The 24,200-nt window shown below is 44.7% G+C and carries 3 protein-coding genes; all 3 read right to left on the bottom strand.

Going from position 1 to position 24,200, the window contains the following annotated elements:
* Window positions 1-118: 118 nt before the first annotated feature.
* The 3 genes from ltrA to C2869_RS12320 all read right to left on the bottom strand — a co-directional run bounded on the left by ltrA (window position 119) and on the right by C2869_RS12320 (window position 24,148).
* Window positions 119-1,390, bottom strand: a complete 1,272-nt coding sequence (gene ltrA / locus C2869_RS12340; protein WP_108602111.1) for a group II intron reverse transcriptase/maturase — start codon at window positions 1,388-1,390, stop codon at window positions 119-121.
* A 794-nt stretch (window positions 1,391-2,184) separates the two neighbouring features.
* Window positions 2,185-2,811, bottom strand: coding sequence for a hypothetical protein (locus C2869_RS12325; RefSeq protein WP_108603222.1), 627 nt, complete (start codon window positions 2,809-2,811; stop codon window positions 2,185-2,187).
* Window positions 2,812-2,833: 22 nt separating this feature from the next.
* Window positions 2,834-24,148 (bottom strand): putative Ig domain-containing protein, encoded by a 21,315-nt coding sequence (locus C2869_RS12320; protein WP_108603221.1) that lies wholly within the window; start codon window positions 24,146-24,148, stop codon window positions 2,834-2,836.
* Window positions 24,149-24,200 lie beyond the last annotated feature (52 nt).

Here is a 24,200-nt window from a genome sequence, read left to right as displayed (position 1 = left end):
ATAACATATTCAGGCTCTGCAAGCATAAATGCTCACCTACATCGAGTAGGGTGAGGTTTACACCTCAGCCCTCTCACAGAACCGTACGTACGGGCCTCGTATACGGCTCATGTATTCTTCATATCTTGTCGGTTAAGACAAGCCATCCCGTTTTAACTTCCGAAGGATTAAATAAGCCAAGTTCTGTGAACCAACTATTCGGCATCGCAAAGCTCGACAATGGGCTCGCTGAATTGCGCCACGAGTTCATCTTGATGAACTTAAATGGCGGTTTATACTTCAATTGCTTAAGTCGCCTGTGTAACTTCGCTGGCCGTTTCCATTGTTTCAATTGGATCGCTCTTAACCTTCTTCTTATCCATCCTGCTAGCTTATCAAATTCCCTTTTGCAGTTCGCAATTCTGAAATAGTTTACAAAGCCTCTCACCACTGGATTTAATTCCTTAATCACACTCTCAATATTCCGTCCTTGATTACGTTTGGTGATCTCTTTGACTTTGCTTTTGAACCGTTTGAGTTTCTTATCTTGTATCCGTGTATATTGGCTACCGATTTCAACACCTAAAAACTTAACACCATCACCACTGTGCGCAATGTGCGTTTTCGTTCTATTAACGGTCAATTTCAGTTCCTTTTCTAGTATCAAGGTCGCTTTGAGTAAGGCGTTCTTCGCCCCTGCCTGACTATTGCATAAAATCAAAATATCATCGGCATATCTCACTATCCTGTGACCTCGCCGTTTCATTTCTTGGTCAAATGCGTCTAGGTAGATGTTCGCCAGTAACGGGCTTATCACTCCGCCTTGCGGGCTGCCTTCTTCACTCGCTTCCCAGAAGTCACCAATCATCACGCCACTGTCTAGAAATTGCTTTATCAACCTTAAAATACTGCCATCTGTCACTCTGCGTTTAACGCCTGCTAATATCAACTCATGATTGAGTCGGTCAAAGCATTTAGACAAATCCATATCCACTACCCATTGACGACGGTACTCTCTGATAAAGAGCGTCGCTTTGCTGATAGCATCATGGCAACTTCTTTTCGGCCTGTATCCATAACTCGATGGATGAAATTCAGGGTCGAAAATCGGTTGAAGCACGTGTTTTAATGCTTGCTGGACTATACGGTCTCTCACTGCGGGGATACCTAACAGCCTGATCCCTCCATCGTCTTTCGGGATTTCTACCCGTTTGACTGGTAGTGGCTGGTAGGTTTTCGTTTGCAGTTCGATTAGCAACGTATTCAGGTTATTATCCAAATCAGATGCATAATCACTCAGGCTCTGCCTATCTATTCCGGCCGCGCCTTTGCTTTTATTCACTTTTTTGAAAGCGCTGTATAACGCATCTGCGTTGAGTATACGACTATACAGACTGTAATATACCTTCATCTATTGCCTTATGACTTGCGGTATCTAATGTCACTTTGTTTCTTGCAGAGCTGACGCTTCATGTTAACTTCAGGGGTGCTAGCCTATCGGCAATCTGCCTGAGCGGTTAACCATTACTCCACATTCAACCCGTCAGTCCAGATACGCTATTCCTAGTGTTCCAGTCTGCGGTGTCCACCCTCGTCAGGGTGCTTATGAACCTCTGCAAAAAAAAAAAATTGTGCTTTCGATACCTTTAAAGAATACTTCCCCCCTTCGCCATTTGTCGTACTTTTGATACTGACAAATGCCATTAGACTCTTCGCTAATGGTCGCCTTGGTTTTGTCCTCCACACCATTACTGGCTTTCATCGGCCGAGGCTTTATCACTACTACGGGTTCATCTGCCACCTCACACCAACATCATTCTCGAATCACTTCTTGAACTGATGTTTCCACACATAAGTGGAGTAGATGCCAGGCTTCCCCAGTTACTGCACTGACGCCCTGTTAACAATGCCACCCTCAAACACAGTTTAGGTCTGACTGAGTATCGGGCTTCGTGCTATTTTGCAAACTTACCCACCTAAACTGCCGAAACAGGTTCATTTTCATTGCGTACTGTTAACTTCCTATCGCTTCCTTCAGACCTTATCGTTGGCCAATAACGCCCTTGCGATTCGGATTATCTTCCCCTCAGTCGGGGTGATCTAGGTTTCTTTCAACCTAGCGGGTTTGCCAGCTTCGCTGGGCAAACAAAAAAAGGCTACAAACAATTGTAGCCTTTAATCAGAATGCGCAAAGAGCCCTTGCGATCAAAAACGATACTTAGCCCCAAAAACTAAACTGGGTTTGGCAATGGTATCGTCTTGTAACATCCTTACGCCGGCAGTGACGGCTAGGTCGTCGACAATCTTGTGCTCAATACTGAGTTTCACAAAAACATCTTGCCCATCACTTTTTAATGTTGCGAGGCGTTGATTATTAACATAAACGTCATATTCGCTATCCCAAAACCACAGGCCAAACTGCATTTGCAATTGGGTTAACTCGCTGTATTCATGATAAAACGAACCCGCAACAAACAAACCTTGTGCTGTGATTGGGTGTTCCGCGGCAATAATGGCAGCGCTCTGATTAGGGGTAATGCTTGCCCCAACTGCCGTTAACTCTACATCGCCCATATCCATGTAACCTAAATCTACCGAGAACGCTTCTGATAATTGATGACCCGCGACAATTGACCACGCACGGCGATCTTCATCATACTGAGTTATCATTAAACCACTATTAACTTGCGCTAACGCCGCTTGCGTGCTGTCAAAGCTGTTACCTTTGACTTTAGCAAAGTCGCCCGCCACCCAAAAACTCGCTTGGCTAGACATACTAAAGACAGCCAAACTTGCAACCGCAAGCTTGGCTAATATTTTGGATTTGCCCATCAAAGTTATCCTTATCAATTAATTATTTTTTAAACCAGCTTTGTACCTTGCTACGCGCACGTCGCCATGCAACTAGACCAAATAGGCCAAACGCACCAAAGCCAATAGAACCACTGCCACTCTTAGCTGTCACCGTGACGCTAGGTACTTCGTCTATCGTGACACTTAAACTCGCTTGGTTGTTGCTAGCTTGGGTTTCGGTATCTATGGTCGATACTTCAACACTAACTTGACGGCTACCGGTTTGATTAACCTGATAACGACCCGTTAAGGTAACTGAGTCTTGGCTGGCAATATTATTCAAATCACAAACCACGTCATTGTTCACCTGTACGCAAGTCGCACCATCAATTTCGATTTGATCGACTGTCATACCTACAAAAATTAATCGTGATTGACGCGCAACATCAGGGCCAGTGTTACTCACTGTTGTACTAAACTCGACCGTACTACCCGGATATAACGTGCTATCACCAACGCGATCAAGATTGACAGCAAGCTCTGCTCTGGTGCCAATTTGCCCATCATCTTTCGATAGATACAAGCGCACTTCTTCTTCAGTGTCTTCATAAGCGACCACGTCGGCAAGTCCATCTTCATTGACATCTACTGGTACCACTAAGGTGGTTGCTTCAACAATAACCGTATTGGCTAAGTTAAACTCTTCAACTTTACCCGTACCTTGATAGATTTGATAAACACCATTGTCGTTACCAACTAGTAAATCAGGCGAACCATCATTGTTTGTGTCCGTCACTTGTACTGAGTGAGAAGATGCAGCACCAAAACTAGCTGCTACTTTGACTTGATTAGTACTCGAATCTAAACTCACAACGTTAATGGCCGCGCCATCAACATTGTCAGTATCATCCGTATTGCTTTCATCAAAGCTATTGGTGACGACAATCTCTTCTTTACCATCACCATCTAAATCGGCGGCGGCCAGTTGAGTGACGTTCTCCATAGGTAGCTCGTCGGTAATCAAATCTTCAAAACTTAACTCAGCGGCAGCAGACACTTGACCAGCAGCCGGTCTTGCACTCGTCGCTAGGGTTGTTAAGAAGTTACGCACAATAGCTAAGCGAGTTGGTAAACCAACGGTTAAATCAGTAGTACCATCACCATCAATATCACCCAATACAACGGAGCGGATCTCAGATAAACGTGACTGGATCAGTAAGACTTCATCCGAGAATGTACCAGCGTTACTCGCATAGAAGCGCATTTGCGAGCTACTAAAGATAACAATATCTTTGAATGTATCTTGGTTGTAATCGATCACTTGTGCACCAATACCTAAACCAAATGTTTGGCTACCTTGTGAGGCTTCAAAACCACTACCCGATAAATTGGTGTACAAGGTAGATGCTTGGCCTGTTTTATTGACAACTAAGACGTCTTTAAAGCCATCCTGATCCATATCGTTAATCAATATCTTGCTCGCGCGGCCAGTGTTGTCAATCGTGTCAACTACTTCGCCGTTAACGACACCCGTCTCAAGAATGCGAATAATCTTGACGTTATCACCTGCGGTAGTACCTGCAACCATTTCAACCCCGGCGGTATCAAGGTTGACATCAGCTGCGGCAATAGCGGTAGCGTTTGACAAATTAAACAAGTCGTTAGGTTGCTCAGCAATAACCTCTGACACACTAATATCAAATACTTTACGCGCTAAACGACTACCATCAGCCGCCGTATCATTAACCTGTGCGACCGATGCAATATCACCAGCTGCATTAGTCACGACATCAAATACGTAATTGACCGAGCCACCCACTGCAATATCAGCTAAACACTCAGCTCGGGTATTGCTTGTAAAGCTACATAAGGTATTAGTACTGCTAAATGTCGCATTGCCAGCAAACACATTGACTAATGTGGCTCCAGCCACAGCTGGTCCTGACACATGTTTAGCCGTTAGGGTAAGCTGTACGGTTTCACCCGCGGTGACAACTTTCTTGCTCCATACTCCAGTTATACTGAGTAATGCTACATCGCGTTCACTAATCGATAAATCGAACGACTGTTTGACTTCAAATTCGTCATCAGCCGTAGTTAATACGATGTTTTGTACGCCCACTTCTTGATCAAATGGCACTGTGCCGCTTAGCACATTATTTTCGCTTAAGCTTAACCAACTAGGAGCTTGGCTAATCACTAATGTTTGCGAATCATCAGGGTCATTGGTGATCACTTGGTAACTAAAGGTTTCCCCTTGCGCAACCGTAGTTAATTGCGGCGTCGTCAAGAACTCAGGCGCATCGTTAACTGGCGCTATATTGAGCGTCACCGTAACCACATCACTGGTTACCATGCCATCCGTCACTCGGTAACTAAAGCTGTCTTTAAAGTTTTCCGTACTATTGTGCGTATAACTAAAGCTGCCGTCGCTATTCAAGGTAAAGCTATTAGCGAATTTCGGATTAGATACCAAGCTCACTTGTAGCACGTCGCCCGCGTCGACATCAAAGTCGTTACTTAGCACCCCTTGGCTAGCGCCTAAACTCAATAAATCACCTTCATTTACGCTATATACGTCGTTATTCACCACTGGCGCATCATTGGTGTTAGTCACATTGAGTGCAAAGCTATCTGAGATAAACTGGCCTTGGCTATCCGTAGCAGTAACCGTTAAGTTAACCACGGCAACATCATCGTTAGTTGGCGTGCCAGATAAAGTTAAGGTTTCAGCATTAAAGCTCATCCAACCTGGTAAACCGCTAACGGTATAAGTTAAAGCATCACCCGTATCAATATCGTTAAACACACTGGTGTCGAGTACTAAGTTAAATGCCGCATCTTCATTAGTCGCGGTATCAAGGATATCGCCAACTAACTCTGGTGAATCATTGACATTATTCACCGTTAATACAAACACTTGACTGACTTTCGCTAACTCGCTGTCTGTCGCGGTTACCGTTAAGCTTACCTCACCCACGTCATCATTCGTTGGCGTGCCTGACAATATCAAGGTATTGGCATCAAAGCTTAACCAAGTTGGTAGCCCTGTAATGCTGTAAGTTAAGGTGTCACCACTGTCAATCTCAGTAAAGACACTGGTATCTAGCGTATAAGTGTAAACAGCATCTTCATCTGTATTTTGATTAGACAAATTAGCATTAATGGTTGGCGCATCATTAACGGCTTCAATAGACACGGTAATTAATGCTTCTTCACTCACACCACCTTCGTTATCCATCACGGTATAACCAAAGGTATCTAGGCCATTTTCGTTAGCATTTGGCGTGTAAATAATAGTGCCGTCACTATTGATGACTGTCGTGCCTTTCGTCGCCACTGTGGTGATCGCTACTGAGGTTTCATCCAATGAGCCATCAACATCAGTATCATTGGTCAACGGTGAAATTGTCACCTCGGTATCTTCTAACGTATTGACCTGATCTGGGTTAGCAACCGGAATATCATTAACCGCTGATACAGTAATACTTACCGTTTGTTGATTAGACACAGCACCCGAAGCATCAGCTACGGTATAAACAAAGCTATCCGCACCATTAAAGTTAGCATTTGGTGTATAGGTGACTAAGCCTGTCGTTGCATTGATGCTAGTTGTACCTGACTCAGGCGCTGTCACCACCTTGACCGATTGGGTATCAAAACTATCACCTGTATCAACATCCGTATCATTACCTAAGACATTGATCTCAAGCGATGCATCTTCCAATAATACCGCAGTATCAGCAACGGCAACCGGTGCGTCATTAACTGCCGTTATACTTACTGTGACGGTAGCTGTACCTGACGTCAGGTCTTCGCTGTCTTTCACTGCATAAGTAAAGGTGTCAACGCCATTGGCGTTGGCATTAGGCGTGTAAACAATGCTGTTTTCACCCAACGTGGCCGTACCTAAGCTACCTTGACTAACAATATTGATTTGACTCATGTTGAAGCTAGTGTCTTCTGTATCTGAGTCATTGGCTAATACATCAATAGTGACTGAGGTATCTTCATTAGTGGTTGCTTGGTCATCGGTGGCGATAGGTTGATCATTAACACTCGATACGGCAACGCTGACGGTCGCTATATTCGAGCTGGCACCCTCACTGTCTTTAACTTGGTAAGTAAAGGCATCTGTGCCATTAAAGTTACTAGCAGGTGTAAATTCAACACTGCCGTTTTCTAAGACTTTCGCGGTACCGCCATGACTGCCTTGGGTCACAATCACTACATCGCCAGTAGGTACGCCATCTTCAATATCGGTATCATTACTGGTTAAGGTCAAGGTTGTTGCTGTGTCTTCGGCCGTGGCAACGACATCATTAACCGCCACAGGCACATCATTAACCGCATTAACCGTAATAGAAACCGTCGCTTCAGTTGAACTATCACCTTGTACGTCATTCACTTGATAAGTGAAAACATCAACGCCGTTGAAGTTAGCACTTGGCGTGTAAGTAATAACACCAGTCGCCGTGTTGATTGAGGTAGAGCCGTTAGCTGGCGCTTGTTTCACCATCACGCTCGCTGGGTTCAATTCACTATCTGTGTCTGAGTCATTCGCGAGTACAGCAATGGCCACACTACCGTCTTCATCTAAGCTTGCCGTATCATCCGCACTCACTGGTGCTTGGTTTGCTGTCGTAAAGTTAAAGGTAGATGAACCAGAAATACCGGCAAATCCATTATTAAAGCGATCACTAAATGCGTTGTCGCCAATTTCAACATGATATGCAGTACCGGCACGTAGGGTCGCACTACCAAGGTCAATCGTTACCTGCGCGCCATTAACACTAACTAAGCTGCTATCGGCTGTAATGCTAGCAAACACCTCGTTAGTATCGGTTCGCGTGACCGTAATGGTATTGTTACCACTGGTTAATGCTTGAACATCTTCATCAAACGTCATGATTAAATGAGTATCTAACGCGACGCCGGTTGCATTATCTAATGGGCTTAAGCTGCTAATGGTTGGCGCAGTGCCATCGACAACAACCGTTAATTGTGTCGCCGCTATACTGTCATTACCTAAACTATCTTGAACCGCACCAGCCGCAACATCAATATTGACAGTCGCATTGCTATTTGGCGTGATTGTCGCTGTATAGGTTGAACCACTGCCTTGCAAGTTAGATGCACTACCATTAGTGACTTGAATATCGGCTAAACTCAAGCCTGAAACGTCTTCACTAAATTGTAGGGTGATATCAAATGCACCGCCGACTGGTTGTGATTGGTTAGACGACAGTGTCACTGTTGGCGCGACAGTGTCTTTTTGTAGTGTCGCGGTACTTGTCGCACTCACATTACCCGCTGCATCCGTTAAGGTTACGGCCAAGGTTAAAGTACCATCGGCAAGACCTGAAACATCAATGCCAGAAATGGTTTGACTGGTTGACGTGATGGTACCCGAGCCCGTGATCTGACTTACCGAACCAGCCTCTGCCGCCGCACTCACCTGAGCCGTTCCAGAAGACGTTATAGTATGATTATAAGTCGTGCCTATTGCCGCCTCAGATACGGTTACTTGGTAATCAACCAAGAAGGTATCGGTATTAATGTTGAGTGTATTCCAACTAAATTGGATAGCCGATTCCGCACTCACTGGATCCGGCGCAACATCATCAGTCACGCTTATGGTTAAGGTTTCTTGAATATTACCACCCAGTTGATCTGTGGTTTGTACACAAACTTCCGTCGTGCCTTGGGCAAACGACGTTGGGTCGGCAATAACCAGCTTATCACCACTAATACTAAAGCCAACCGTGTTACACATACTGTAAGTATGTGTGTCAAACGCGTCTATATCTGTGGTTGACAAGGTACCTATGGTCGCATTAGCGCCATCACTATGCTTAATACTTGAGCTACTTAGCGCTATGTCTGTTGGCGCATCATTCACTGCTGCGACACTCACCGTGAGTGTTTCGGTGTCAGTCAGTTCACCATCGGAAACTTGAACAACAATATTGGCATCGCCATTAAAGTTAGCGTTCGGCGTAAACACAGCACCATTCAGTGCGGCTTGCACATCTGCTATTGCGCCATTAAACACCAGCGTCTGATCTGTACTGCCATTACCTAAACTGATATTCACATCCGTTGTCGACGCTAAGGCCAATAAACCATTGCTAGCATTTAAACTCACGGTCAACGACGAAGAGTCGATATCTGTAATGCTCAGTTGCGCACTGGTCAAGCTCACGGCAGTATCTTCATTAGTTGCCGCTGTTGCTACAGTAATAACCGGTGCATCATTCGTTGCACTAATATCGGCGGTGACCGTATCGCTATCAACTTCTGTGGTACCGTCCGTCACACTCATCGTGATGGTGGCTGAACTATCGTCATTCGTGACTGGGCTGTACACCAAGTTCGTAAGCGCGGTATTGATGTCCGACTGACTACCGCTAAACGTCATGCTGCTGTCTGCACTACCATCGCCTTCGGTGAAGCTTAACGAGGTTGTGCCACTTAAGCTTAACTGACCACTTGAGCTGACTAAGGTCACGGTTAAGGTGTCGCTGCTATCCGCATCACTAACACTAAAGGCTTCGCTACCCGTAAAGGTGTAGTTCGTATCTTCTGATACCGTTACTTGGCTTGGTACGCTATTCACTGGCGCATCATTGACATTGTTAACCGTGACTTCGAAGGTATCGACATCACTGGTTAGTGCATCATTGACTGTTTGCGTGATGGTGTAAGTACCATTTGCATCATCGCCCGCATAGAAGGTGAGATTGTTAAGCGCAGCATTAATATTCGCTTGAGTACCGCTAAAGCTTAAGGTCGCACCTGCCTCTGTCGTACCAGTTAAGTCTGTTGTTTGACTTAGGGCTAACGTGCCGCCGCTAGTTGCAAGTTGTACCGTTAAGTTCTCGCCATCAACGTCATTAACACTGACCGCATTGCTATCATAGGTATGCGTGGTGTCTTCTGAGATAGAAACATGGGCGACTGTCGCATTAACCGGCGCATCGTTAACATTGCTTACCGTGATGGTGAAGCTTTGGTCTGTATTGGTCGTACCGTCTGCTGCGCGCAATACAACCGCATGCGTACCAACGTTAGCGTTAGCTGGTGTACCACTTAGCACGCCACTATTGGCATCAAAGGTTAACCAGTCTGGCTTGGTTGGTGCGGATAAGGTTAAGGTATCGCCACTATCAACATCTGTGGCCGATAAGGTGTAGCTATAGCCACTGTCTTCGGTCGCTGACGTGATACTTGTGCTTTGAATAACCGGCGCATCGTTGGTATTGCTAACCGTAATGGTGAAGCTTTGCTCTGTATTCGTGGTGCCATCTGTCGCGCGTAACACAACAGCATGCGTACCCACATCATCATTATCTGGTGTACCGGTTAATGCACCGCTGGCACTATCAAAGCTTAACCAGTCTGGTTTGGTTGGCGCTGATAAGGTTAAGCTATCACCGCTATCAACATCACTGGCTGATAAGGTATACGCATAAGCACTGTCTTCGGTCGCTGAGGTATTCGCCGTTGAACCAATCACTGGCGCGTCGTTGGTATTGGCCACTGCAATGGTAAATTGCTCGCCTATCGTGGTTGAGCCATCAGTCACTTGCAGTGATACCGTATGGTTACCCACGTGTTCGTTTTCTGGTGTACCACTTAAAACACCGGTTCCGGCATCAAAGTTTAACCACGTTGGTTTCGACGCAACAGCGTACGTTAAGGTATCACCTACATCAACATCACTTGCTGATAACGTATACGCATAAGGGCTATCTTCGGTCGCAGAGGTAATGGCGCTTGAGCCAATCACTGGCGCGTCGTTGGTATTAGCCACAGCAATAGTAAATTGCTCGCCTATCGTGGTTGTGCCATCAGTCACTTGTAGTGATACCGTATGGTTACCCACGTGTTCGTTTTCTGGTGTACCACTGAGTACACCCGTTCCAGCATCAAAGCTTAACCAAGTTGGTTTCGACGCAACGGCGTACGTTAAGGTATCGCCGCTATCAACGTCGCTGGCTGATAAGGTATAGGCATAAGCACTGTCTTCGGTCGCTGAGGTAATAGCCGTTGAGCCAATCACTGGTGCATCGTTGGTATTGGCTACCGTTATGCTAAAGCTTTGCGTATCGGTTGTAGTACCGTCACTCACTGATAAGGTTACGCCATGCGTACCCACATCATCATTATCTGGCGTTCCGCTTAATACCCCAGAGGAAGCATTAATTGATAACCAATCCGGCTTAGTTACAGCTGAATAAGTTAAGCTATCACCACTATCTACATCACTGGCTGATAAGGTATAGGCATAAGCACTATCCTCTGTCGCTGAGGTAATGGCCGTTGAGCCAATGATAGGTGCATCGTTGGTATTAGCCACTGTAATGGTAAAGCTTTGCGTATCGGTTGTGGTACCGTCAGTCACGGATAAGGTCACGCCATGCGTGCCCACATCATCATTATCTGGTGTGCCACTTAATACCCCAGAGGAAGCATTAATTGATAACCAGTCCGGTTTAGTTACAGCCGAATAAGTTAGGCTATCATCGGTATCAACATCACTGGCTGATAAGGTATAGGCATAAGCACTATCCTCTGTCGCAGAAGGGTTCGCCGTGGAATCGATAACTGGCGCGTCGTTCACCGCTGCCACATTGATGGTTACGGTATCGGTTTGCGTTAAGCTTTCATCAACCGCGACAACAGTCACTAGGCCAGTGCCATTGAAGTTGCCACTAGGTATAAATGTCATACCCGCTAGCGCACTATTAATACTCGCGATCGAGCCATGCATAACAACCGACGTATCAGTTGTACCATCACCTGTGGTTAAGGTCACTGAGCTGCTATCAGCAAGGTTCATTGCACCATTGCTACTGGTTAAGCTCACGGTTAAGCTGGCACTATCAATATCGGTAACACTAATATTGCTAACACTTAAAGTAGCAGCAACATCTTCATTAGTTGCCGCTGTTGCCACCGTAATAACCGGTGCATCATTCGCTGCACTAATATCGGCGGTGACCGTATCGCTATCAACTTCTGTGGTACCGTCCGTCACACTCATCGTGATGGTGGCTGAACTATCGTCATTCGTGACTGGGCTGTACACCAAGTTCGTAAGCGCGGTATTGATGTCCGACTGACTACCGCTGAACGTCATGCTGCTGTCTGCGCTGCCGTCGCCTTCGGTAAAGCTTAACGAGGTTGTGCCACTTAGGCTTAACTGACCACTTGAGCTGACTAAGGTCACGGTTAAGGTGTCGCTGCTATCCGCATCACTAACACTAAAGACTTCGCTACCCGTAAAGGTGTAGTTCGTGTCTTCTGATACCGTCACTTGGCTTGGCACAGTATTCACTGGCGCGTCGTTGACATTGTTAACCGTAACTTCAAAGGTATCGACATCACTGGTTAGTGCATCATTGACTGTTTGCGTGATGGTGTAAGTACCATTCGCATCATCGCCCGCATAGAAGGTTAGATTGTTAAGCGCAGCATTAATATTCGCTTGAGTACCGCTAAAGCTTAAGGTCGCACCTGCCTCTGTCGTACCAGTTAAGTCTGTTGTTTGACTTAGGGCTAACGTACCGCCGCTAGTTGCGAGTTGTACCGTTAAGTTCTCGCCATCAACGTCATTAACACTGACCGCATTGCTATCATAGGTATGCGTGGTGTCTTCTGAAATAGAGACATGGGCGACTGTCGCATTAACCGGCGCATCGTTAACATTGCTTACCGTGATGGTGAAGCTTTGGTCTGTATTGGTGGTGCCGTCTGCTGCACGCAATACTACCGCATGCGTACCAACGTTAGCGTTAGCTGGTGTACCACTTAACACACCACTATTGGCATCAAAAGTTAACCAATCAGGTGTAGTCGGCGCGGATAAGGTTAAGGTATCGCCACTATCAACATCGGTGGCCGATAAGGTGTAGCTATAGCCACTGTCTTCGGTCGCTGATGTGATACTTGTGCTTTGAATAACCGGCGCGTCGTTAGTATTGCTAACCGTAATGGTGAAGCTTTGCTCTGTATTCGTGGTGCCATCTGTCGCGCGTAACACAACAGCATGCGTACCCACATCATCATTATCTGGTGTACCGGTTAACGCACCGTTGGCACTATCAAAGCTTAACCAGTCTGGTTTGGTTGGCGCTGATAAGGTTAGGCTATCACCGGTATCAACATCACTGGCTGATAAGGTATAGGCATAAGCACTGTCTTCGGTCGCTGAGGTAATGGCGGTTGAGCCAATCACTGGCGCGTCGTTGGTATTGGCTACAGCAATGGTAAATTGCTCGCCTATCGTGGTTGAGCCATCAGTCACTTGTAGTGATACCGTATGGTTACCCACGTGTTCGTTTTCTGGTGTGCCACTGAGTACACCGGTTCCTGCATCAAAACTTAACCAAGTTGGTTTCGACGCAACAGCGTACGTTAAGGTATCACCGACATCAACATCACTAGCTGATAACGTATACGCATAAGGGCTATCTTCGGTCGCAGAGGTAATGGCGGTTGAGCCAATCACTGGCGCATCGTTGGTATTAGCCACAGCTATGGTAAATTGCTCGCCTATCGTGGTTGTGCCGTCGGTCACTTGTAGTGATACCGTATGGTTACCCACGTGTTCGTTCTCTGGTGTACCACTGAGTACACCCGTTCCAGCATCAAAGCTTAACCAAGTTGGTTTCGACGCAACGGCGTACGTTAAGGTATCGCCGCTATCAACGTCGCTGGCTGATAAGGTATAGGCATAAGCACTGTCTTCGGTCGCTGAGGTAATAGCCATTGAGCCAATCACTGGTGCATCGTTGGTATTGGCTACCGTTATGCTAAAGCTTTGCGTATCGGTTGTAGTACCGTCACTCACTGATAAGGTTACGCCATGCGTACCCACATCATCATTATCTGGTGTGCCACTTAATACCCCAGAGGAAGCATTAATTGATAACCAATCCGGCTTAGTCACAGCTGAATAGGTTAAGCTATCACCACTATCTACATCACTGGCTGATAAGGTATAAGAATAAGCACTGTCTTCGGTTGCAGATGTTATAGCTGTCGAGTTTATTTCTGGTGCGTCGTTGGTATTAGCAACTGTAATGGTAAAGCTTTGCGTATCAGTTGTGGTGCCGTCAGTCACGGATAAGGTTACGCCATGCGTACCAACATCATCGTTATCTGGCGTGCCGCTTAATACTCCAGATGAAGCATTAATGGATAACCAGTCCGGTTTAGTTACAGCCGAATAAGTTAGGCTATCACCTGTATCAACATCACTGGCTGATAAGGTATAAGAATAAGCGCTGTCTTCGGTCGCCGAGCTATTCGCCGTGGAACCAATCACTGGTGCGTCGTTGGTATTAGCCACAGCAATAGTAAATTGCTCACCTATCGTGGTTGTACCATCAGTCACTTGTAGTGATACCGTATGGTTACCCACGTGTTCGTTTTCTGGTGTGCCACTTAATACACCAGTGCCAGCATCAAAGCTTAACCAAGTCGGTTTCGACGCAACAGCGTAAGTTAAGGTATCGCCGCTATCAACATCGCTGGCCGATAAGGTATACGCATAAGCACTGTCTTCGGTCGCTGAGGTAATCGCCGTTGAGTTTATTTCTGGTGCATCGTTGGTATTAGCCACTGTAATGGTAAAGCTTTGCGTATCAGTTGTGGTACCGTCACTTACTGATAAGGTTACGCCATGCGTACCGACATCATCATTATCTGGTGTGCCACTTAATACCCCAGAGGAAGCATTAATTGATAACCAATCCGGCTTAGTCACAGCTGAATAGGTTAAGCTATCACCACTATCTACATCACTGGCTGATAAGGTATAAGAATAAGCACTGTCTTCGGTTGCAGATGTTATAGCTGTCGAGTTTATTTCTGGTGCATCATTGGTATTGGCAACCGTAATGGTAAAGCTTTGCGTATCGGTTGTGGTGCCGTCAGTCACGGATAAGGTCACGCTATGCGTACCCACATCATCATTATCTGGCGTGCCGCTTAATACTCCAGATGAAGCATTAATAGATAACCAGTCCGGCTTAGTCACTGCAGAATAAGTTAGGCTATCACCGCTATCAACATCACTGGCTGATAAAGTATAAGAATAAGCACTGTCTTCAGTTGCAGATGTTATAGCTGTCGAGTTTATCTCTGGGGCATCATTGGTATTAGCAACCGTTATAGTAAAGTGCTGACCAGTCGTTGTCGTACCGTCGCTAACCACTAACGAAACGGTATGGTTACCAACATCGTCATTACTCGGTGTACCACTTAAGACTTTTGATGAGCCATTGAAACTTAACCAAGTCGGCACTGTCCCTGACGTGCTGTAAGTTAAGGTATCATTGCTATCATCATCACTAGCGCTCAATGTATAGTTATAAACGCTATCTTCGGTTGCCGAGGTCACAGCACTTGAACCTATAACAGGTGCATCATTAGTATTTGCAACGGTAATCGTGAACTGCTCACCAATAGTGGTTGTACCATCTGACACTTGCAGAGATACCGTATGGTTACCAACTTCACTATTGCTTGGCGTGCCGCTTAAAACTTGCGTACTGCTATTAAAGGTTAACCAACTTGGTATGCTAGCTTGCCCATATACCAGCGTACTGGATTCAACATCCGTCGCACTGATAGTGTAATTATAAGCTGCGTCTTCATTAACAGAAGTAGAAGGCGTTGAAGTGATCGTAGGTGTATCATTAACAGCTTGTACCGCTAAGCTAATAGTTTGCGCGGTTCCAGCCTCCGTACCATCATGCGGTGTCACAATTAAGTTGGTACCCGCATTATCATTTAAACTACTGGTATAAGTAACATGACTGGCCGTATCAAAATAGGTATTTAGATTACTTGGCGTGCCAACCAAGGTTACGTTAGCGCTAGGGCTATTAGTAACGGCTATACCAGAGACTGTGTTGGACGCACTTAATGTACCTTTACTCGAGGTAGACAAAGACAACGTTAAAGTGTCACTTGCATCGCCATCAGCAAAAGTCACCGTCGTAAAGTCAATATTGGAAGCAATATCTTCAGTTACAGTCAGTGTTGTTGGGGCACTTGTGATCGTCGGCGCTTGATTTGCCAACGCAATAGAAATTGTCGAATCTGTACCGTCATTCGAAACACTTGCCGTTAACGTACTTCCCGCTGAATTAGCCAGTGCTAGGCTCACTTCTGACGAGGTAAAATCAGTCGCATCAGTGTCGATTAAGAAGGTGTTAGCACTACTAAAGCTCACATTTGAATTACTGATCACACTGCCTTTTAGAATGATCTGATCGCCAACTTCCAGATCAGCAATGGTCGCACCATTGAGGTTAGTTGATGTACCAACCAAAATATCACTGCCATCACCTAAGGTGACTGTTTCTGTGCCTGAGCTAAGCGTAACCGTATCGTTACCTGCTCCAACATCAATCGAACCACCATTGCTATGAGCATTAATTGTTTGACTGCCAGTAGCAGCCGTTATTGAGAATACATCTGAGGTTGTCGCTTCAAGTGACAAGCCATTAGCAGTAACCGCTGACAATGTCAGTGTTTGAGCACCCGAAGTACTGTCAGAAAAGCGCAGCACTTCAATCGAAGATAAAGTTGGCGTTGCGGTTAACGTGCCAGCTCCACTAATAACTAAGGTATCTGTACCACTACCACCGATTACACTCGACAAACTATTGAATTGCGCTGGCGTGACAACCAAACTAATGCCTGCTGTGCTCGACGTTTTAAGAACATCAACCCCAGTTAAGGTTGTACTGGATACATTAAGCGCAGAACTACTTTGCAATGTAGCAGTTGACGCATCACTTAAATCAAATTCCGTTATTCCTGATAAGTTGCTGCTATTGACCGTAAGCGTGGTTTCAGACGAGCTGGTATTTTTGAAAACATCAATCGAACTAAAGGTGTTATTGGTCAGATCTAAATCTGCTGCATCAATACTAATAACATCAGTAGAGGCATCACCTAAAATACTGGCAACACTGGATAAATTACTTGCCGATAGCGTGGTAGTTACCGTTTGGCCACTTGACGCTGTTGCTAAATCATTTTGGATGGCATCCCAGTTGCTAAATGTAATGTTGGTAAAGTCAGCACCCGAAATTGATGAATATTTCAGTACATCTTGATGGCTCGCTTGGCCAACATATTGACTAAAATCATCTAAGCCATCGGTATTCGTTAAGGTAACTGTAGTATCGGCACCGCTATTAATAATTAACGATGCTGAATCTAACGATATGGTGGTCGCGCCACCAATATTAACATCGCCAGTAGCAGTCACGACGACAGTATCGGTACCACCGCCACCTAGTAGGCTAGAGCCAGCAAAATGGGTTGCATTACTAACGGTTAGCGTTTCATTCTCACTACCAAACGTAATCGCCGGCGATAATCCTGTACCGTTTGAGGTATTAAATACCGCACTGGTCGCTGTCGCTGCCGTTAAGCCAGCAACCGATAAACTGATTGTGCTAGTTGCTGTCGTATCACCATCGTTAACCGTAACATTAATCACACGCTGGGTCGTATTTGGACTAGTCGATGAGTTTTGATAAGAAATAGAACGTAAGAAAGTGGCAACTTCACTGGTACTAGCGGTAGCACCATTGATAGTAATAGTATCTTGCCCTGTAATATCTGACTGACCGGTTATACCCGTTAACGCATTTTGCGCCGCACCGGTGACATTCAAGCCTTCAGCAGTGCCATCCTGATCATTGGTTAACGCCACCGTAATACCCGTGATCTGCTCACCGGTATCGTTATCTGTTACATTGGCAGATGATACTAAGGTGATCGTATCATCGCCTTCGGTAAAGGTTAGTGTACGATCAGTCGCCGCACCGCCACCCGCACCCGCAAGATCAATAACAGGTGCGTCATTTTGTGCCGTAACAGTAATACTAAAGGTTTGCGCAACAGGCGTAGAACTATCTTCATTACCATCTTCATTGGTAAAAACAAAAGTATCGGCTGTTGTCTCGCTACCATCATGCACATAAGTTAGCGCGTTAGCCGCTATATTAGCTTGAGTAAAGGTACCGGCATTGGCTAAAGCGGATGAGCTAAGGAATAAAGTACCGTTTGTTGGTACACTAGAAAGCGTATAAGTCACCTCACTATCATCAACATCGGTTACAGATAAATCTGTAGCTGAAATTGTCGCCGTAGCACCTTCATTTAAAGTTAAACCATCATTCACCGATACGGCTGGTGCGTCATTAACAGGCGTAATTGTTAGACTAAAGGTTTGATTAGCTGGAGTTGAGCTATCTTCATTGCCATCTTCATTAACAAAAACAAACGAATCTGACGTGGTTTCACTACCATCGTGTACATAAGTAATGACTCCACTACCTATATTGGACTGAGTAAACGTACCATTTGCACTGACTGAGCTTCCACTAACAAATAACGTACCATTGCTAGGTATTGAGGTGACGGTATAAGTTACTTCAGCATCGTCATTATCCGTGGCCGATAACGCCGACGCTGCTATTGTCACTGTATCAGCTTCACTAACAGTAGCACCACTATTGGTTGCGACGACAGGCGCATCATTAACTGCCGAAATGGTAATCGAGAAAGATTCACTGCTTGGAGTTGAAGCGTCTTCGTTACCATCTTCATTTACAAAAACAAACGAATCAGAAGTCGTTTCACTGCCACTGTGCACATAACTCACCGAGCCGGCATTGATATTAGCTTGAGTAAAGGTGCCAGAATTGGCCAGCGCTGATGAATTCAAATATAACGTACCATTGGACGGTACAGAAGAAAGCGTATACACCACTTCACTATCGTCAATATCAGTGGCCGACAAGTGTGATGCGCTTAAGGTAACAGTTGCCCCTTCATTTAAGGTGACACCGTTATTAACAGCCAAGCCTGGCGCGTCATTTTGCGCAGTAATGTCTATGGTGATACTAGTGGTCGAAAGTAAACTCGCCGATGAGCTATCATTGCCCGATAAGGTTAAAGTGGCTTGCGCTGCACCATTAACATTGCTAACTGGCGTATATTTTAAGTTTGATGCTGTATCTAAATAGGTATTTAGGTTAGCTGGTGTACCCGATAAGGTCACCGTATTTGAGCTAAGCGATGCTGCAATATTACTGTCTGATGCCGGTGTCAGTAACGTTCCCGCACTGGCGCTCAATAACAAAGTAACCGTGTCGCCGCTGTCCACATCGGCAATCGTCGCATCTGATAAATCAATATTGGCGGTTGTATCTTCATTAATAGTTAACGTAGTTGGAACTGAAGATACCGTTGGCGCATCGTTTTGCCCTGATACTGTAATTGTTGCTGAAGTCGCGGTACCTGCTGCTTTGCCATAGGGGGTTGCCACTAAAGTGACATCAGACTCGGCATTGCTAGCTGTTTGGAATGTTAAACGACTTGTTGTGTCAAAATAAGTTGCTATTTCACTTGTTGAACCGGTAAATGAAATAGTCGAACTGCCACTACCCGCTACAACAACTGTGTCCGTGGTTGCACTTAATGTTCCCGAATCAGCAGCTAAAACTAGAGTTATAGTATCGTTTTCAGAGTCAGTTACCGCCACATTGGACAAGGTTAGCGTAGTAAGTGTGTCTTCATCGGCATTAAAGCTAGTTGGCATACCTGTTAGGGTTGGCGCGGTATCTGGGTCGAATGAAATACTAGCGGTTACAGACTCACTGACTGCAGAAGCATTGCTTGACCAGTTATCTCGGTTGGCAATTCGAGTAATCCAATCCGCTTTAACCGCCCCTTCAACAGTCCCTGTGTAAGCCCTGACTTCACTAGGATCCGAAATAAACGTAACCGCACTACTGCCATTAGTTAAACCATTTTGACTGTTTGTTCCATCAGGCCGTGTAGATGCAAACGTTGAAGTTGCTGCCACTGACGCCGAACTCCAACCTTGCTCGTCGCCGGTTGCCGTTACAATATCTGATACGCCTTGAGTATGAATACCAAAAATAAAGAAAGGATCTGAATCAGCCCCTTGGTAAATAAAAATTTGCTCGCGGCCTGAAAGCATAGTTCCCGTAGCTGCAAGTGATAGACCCGAAACACTAACTTGACTAGAAATATCTGTATTACTATTGGAGACTTGAATAAAAGATACTGCACTAGAACCACTGAATGTCATTCTAAATAAATGACCCGCTGCAATAGTACTTGTCGTTGTCCAAGTAATAACACCATCACCAGAGGCATTAGTTGTGAATGCATCTGCTGTTTGCCAACCTTTATCGGTGAACTTAATGACTGTACCAGAAGGTATTTCTACTAAATTAACAAAATCAAATGATTTATTACCCGTGGTGGTGTTTAACTTAGTGATCATTAAATCACTTTGCGCCAAGGTCACCGCTGTCGCAACAGCAGTACTGTTAATACTACTTTCTGTTGCTGAACCGGAAGATACAGCATTAACTGGCGTCACTTCAAAACTAATATACTTGCCTACATCAGCAGAAACCAAAATATATGTAGAGCTAGTTGCTCCACTGATTGCTGCTTTGTTTGTACCGCTACTATCATCAGAGCGATACCATTTAAACGTAGATGTCGTTTCAGCGTCACTGTCAGTATCGTTATAAGTATAAGAACCTGTTAACGTTTCCCCTTCTTTTAACATGCCTGTGAAGGTTACAGAAGAAGCTGTTGGCGCAGCATTTGTATTTTTAACTATGGTTTTCGACAACTGAGTCGCGGCGTTACCCACTTGGTCTGTAACATCTGCCGTAACAGCGACAGAATTATCGTTACTCACACCAGATAAATTAATTGTGCCGCTAAACGAGTCACTAGAAACAGTAGGACTCACGGTGACCCCACCAACTACAACAGTTACCACTTGGCCATCTTCAACACCTGAAGTTGAACCCGAATAAGCAACCGCTGTGATCGTATCGCTATTATCAACCGTATCATCAGATGAAACCGTTAACCCAGAAATAGACGGCGCCGTACGATCCAACTTAATATTACTGCTATCTGCTTGAGTTGTGGTATTTCCGGCATTATCAGTAGCGGTTAACGTAACATTAAGATTTGAGCCCTCGGTTGAACCAGATGAAACTGTGTAATCACCTGCCCAAACATCGCCCGACTCAGACAATGCCAATGATGCACTACCACCGAGTGCCGATATATTGGCAACTACGCTAGATATTGAATCGCTATTGGCATCACCGCCAGACGCATTGTTCCAAGTAACAGTAACGACATCACCGTTTTTCAGAGTTGTGTCTGATACCGAAATATTGTCATCCGTCAATGTCGGCGCAATATTATCTAAAGTGGCGTTAGTTGAGTCAGATGTGGTTGTCGTATTGCCAGCATTATCTGTTACTGTGATAGAAGGATTCAAATTAGTTGAATCAATACTGCCAGCCGATATGGCTAAAGTCGCAGTCCAAGTATCTGCGCTATTAGTAAACGAGACAGCAGCACCACCACCAAAGGCACTTAAATCACCTGTTACAGACGATATAGTATCGGTATTGTTATCACCGCTACCTGAGGTATCATCCCAAGTTACTGTTAAGGTATCACCAGTTTTAAACGCGCCCCCTGTACCACTAGCGCCAGCAATACTGATCTTGCCATCTGTTACTGTCGGCGCAACGTTATCTGCTGTGGCATTAATGGTGCTAGTCACTGAACCATCGCCGTTACTATCACTTGCGGTAACCACTACGTTAGCCGTAGTTGAATCAACACTGCCTGATACTAGGGTATATGTTGCTGTCCAAGTTTCACTTGAGTTGGATGCCGCGACAGAAGAACCACCGCCAAAATCACTAAAATCAACCGCAACTGCTGTGATATTAGAGTTATTATCGCCACTGCCTGTATTGTCCCAAGTTGCAGTAACAGTATCGCCAATTTTAAAGGCCCCTCCAGTACCGGATGCGCCTGATAAACTGAGGTTGCTGGTTGATACTGTTGGACCAGAAGAAATAGTGATGCTATCTGTAATAGAGCTAGCTAAAGATGAATCGTCACCGCCCCAATTATTTTCAACATCGTTAATACGAGTTAACCACGTTGCTTTATCGGTAGCTGTCGTAGGGCCGGTATAAGCTCGGATATCTTTTTCACCCGAGCTTGTGCTTGGGGTACTACTAGTAAACGCCACTTCACCATCGGCTGCAAGGCTGTTTTGACTTCCCGTACCGCCTGGCTTGGTCGAAGTTGTAATAATGGTGTCTGATACACTATTGGTTGTCCAACCATCACCGGATAAAGCTGATGCTTCATTTGAAGAATTAATACCAAAAATAAAGAACGGGTTATCTTCACTGCCTTGGAAAATAAACATCTGTTCACCAGCTATGGACATCATAGCTGCAGCTGTTCCGTTATATGGCGTATAGCTAATTTGCGAACTTAAGTCTGTGTTACTATTAGATACATGGGTTAAACTAACAGACCCCAAGCCTGATAATGTTAACCTAAATAGCTGCCCAGCAGATATATTACTCGGTACAGTCCAAGTGACAAATCCTTCAGATACATAGTTGGTTACAAATTTATTACTCGTAGCCCAGCCTTTATCAGTGAATTTTAAAACTGTGTTCGCCGGTAAATCCACTAAATTCACAAATTCAAATAAATTATTGTCTTTATCTAATTTAGTCGGAACTACGTCACCTTGCGCTAAATTAACCGTACTGTCGCTAACCGCAGTGACAGAAATTGACACTGTTTGGTTAGATAATACTTCACTCTGACTATCAGAGATATTAACGACAAAACTATCGCTGGTGGTATCCGTTCCATAATGCCAATATTTTAGTCGATTATTGGTGATATCATCTTCTGTCCATGTTGATGTTAAGACAGCTGTTGTTCTTAATTCATTGCTGGTGGCTATTTTTCCATCAGTATTCGCATCTATCCATAAGGCACCATTAGTTGGTGCTGTTGTTAGAGTATAGGTAATGCCAGTTCCGGAGTCAGAGTCATCAGAAGCGTCTAATTTGGCAGAATCAATGGTTAAAGAGGTACCTTCGCTAAGTGTAACGCCGGTGTTAGTAGAAAGCGTGGGGGCTGAATTAGAAGCTGAAAGGCTAGCTAGTACAATATTATCTAACTTAGTCCAGTGCAGCGTCCCAGTTGAACTCTCTATTGTTAGCGTTGAAATACCTTCCCAGTTAGAACCAGAAAAGTTAACTGTAGTACCGCCTTGTGCCGAAAGAGAGGTAGAGCTAACACTCCCGTTTTTATTTGAAGAAAAGTTAATCGTTTGAGAAGGTGCACCGAAGCCCAAATAAACATAAAGAGACGTTAAATTGAATGTTTCGCCATTCGTAAATTGAATATAAGACTTAGTGTTACTGCTATCGGCAGTTCCTACATAAACATATCCAGCAGCATAATTGTATAAATCTTTGCTACCTGAAGTGTCCGTAGAAATGCTAATCGTGTAGCTCGTTGTGGGAATAGTATAGCTTTTAGTCGCACCATAACCAGTTGGCATATTGCCTAATGCAAGCGTGCCGTTATAGGCCAAAACATCATCAAAATCTGCCATGGCGACTGAATCAAACAAAGGTTTAGCTTCAATATCACCTTTTGTTATCTCAAGATCCCAGTCCCCACCTCGATCTTTATTACCTGTAAAGTTAGAAGATGCTGCGACATCAACATTCATCCTTTGCGATATCAAATTAATTAACTCAATACCATCTGAGTTTGAAGCAAGGTTACAGCCATAAATTAATACATCCGCACCATCCAGCATAACCTTGTCTAAACGAGAAAGAGTGGCTAACTCATTTTTAAGCAATTCTTCCGTTATATTGTCAGAACCTAACTTAATTAAACCTGATTCAGCATGAGACACTAAATGCAGGGCTTTGATGTTTTGATAGCCTTGAAGTTTAGCAACTAACTGCCTTAAACCACTCTCATTGCTGCTAATTTCAATAACATCAACATTGGGTTTTAATTGCTTATAAAATAAATGCTTATCAGGGACTGCTTCATCAATAACAACCAGCTCTGTAACAATTTGTGCTTGTTTTAACTCTAGAGTTCGATCAACTAACTGGTAGTCAGTAGCGGTATTAGCCAGCGATGCTTCTGAACTAATATCGGCATTACTGATTACATTATCTGCATGGTGAGTAATAGTTGGAGAAAATGAAATGTCGGAAGGGTACTTATCCGCAATATGATTATCCGTCATCAAGCTAATCGATGTAGAAAGATCAACTGTTTCAACAACATCTTCGCCGTTATCAGGTAAGCGATTGTTGTCTATTCCATTTAAATAACTTTCAGTGTGAATATGTCCCTGTGCTAGCCCCAGTGGTAACATGGCTGAAACCACACTATTGAAAACATACTTTTTCATTTTCTCGTCCTATTATTACCCTTAGGTAAAAATCTATTATTCTGCTGGTTGA

Origin of the sequence: Saccharobesus litoralis (genome assembly GCF_003063625.1) — a bacterium.
Classification (GTDB): Bacteria; Pseudomonadota; Gammaproteobacteria; order Enterobacterales; family Alteromonadaceae; genus Saccharobesus; species Saccharobesus litoralis.
The sequence above is the reverse complement of the archived record's forward strand: the minus strand, read 5'-3'. Positions and strand labels throughout refer to the sequence as shown.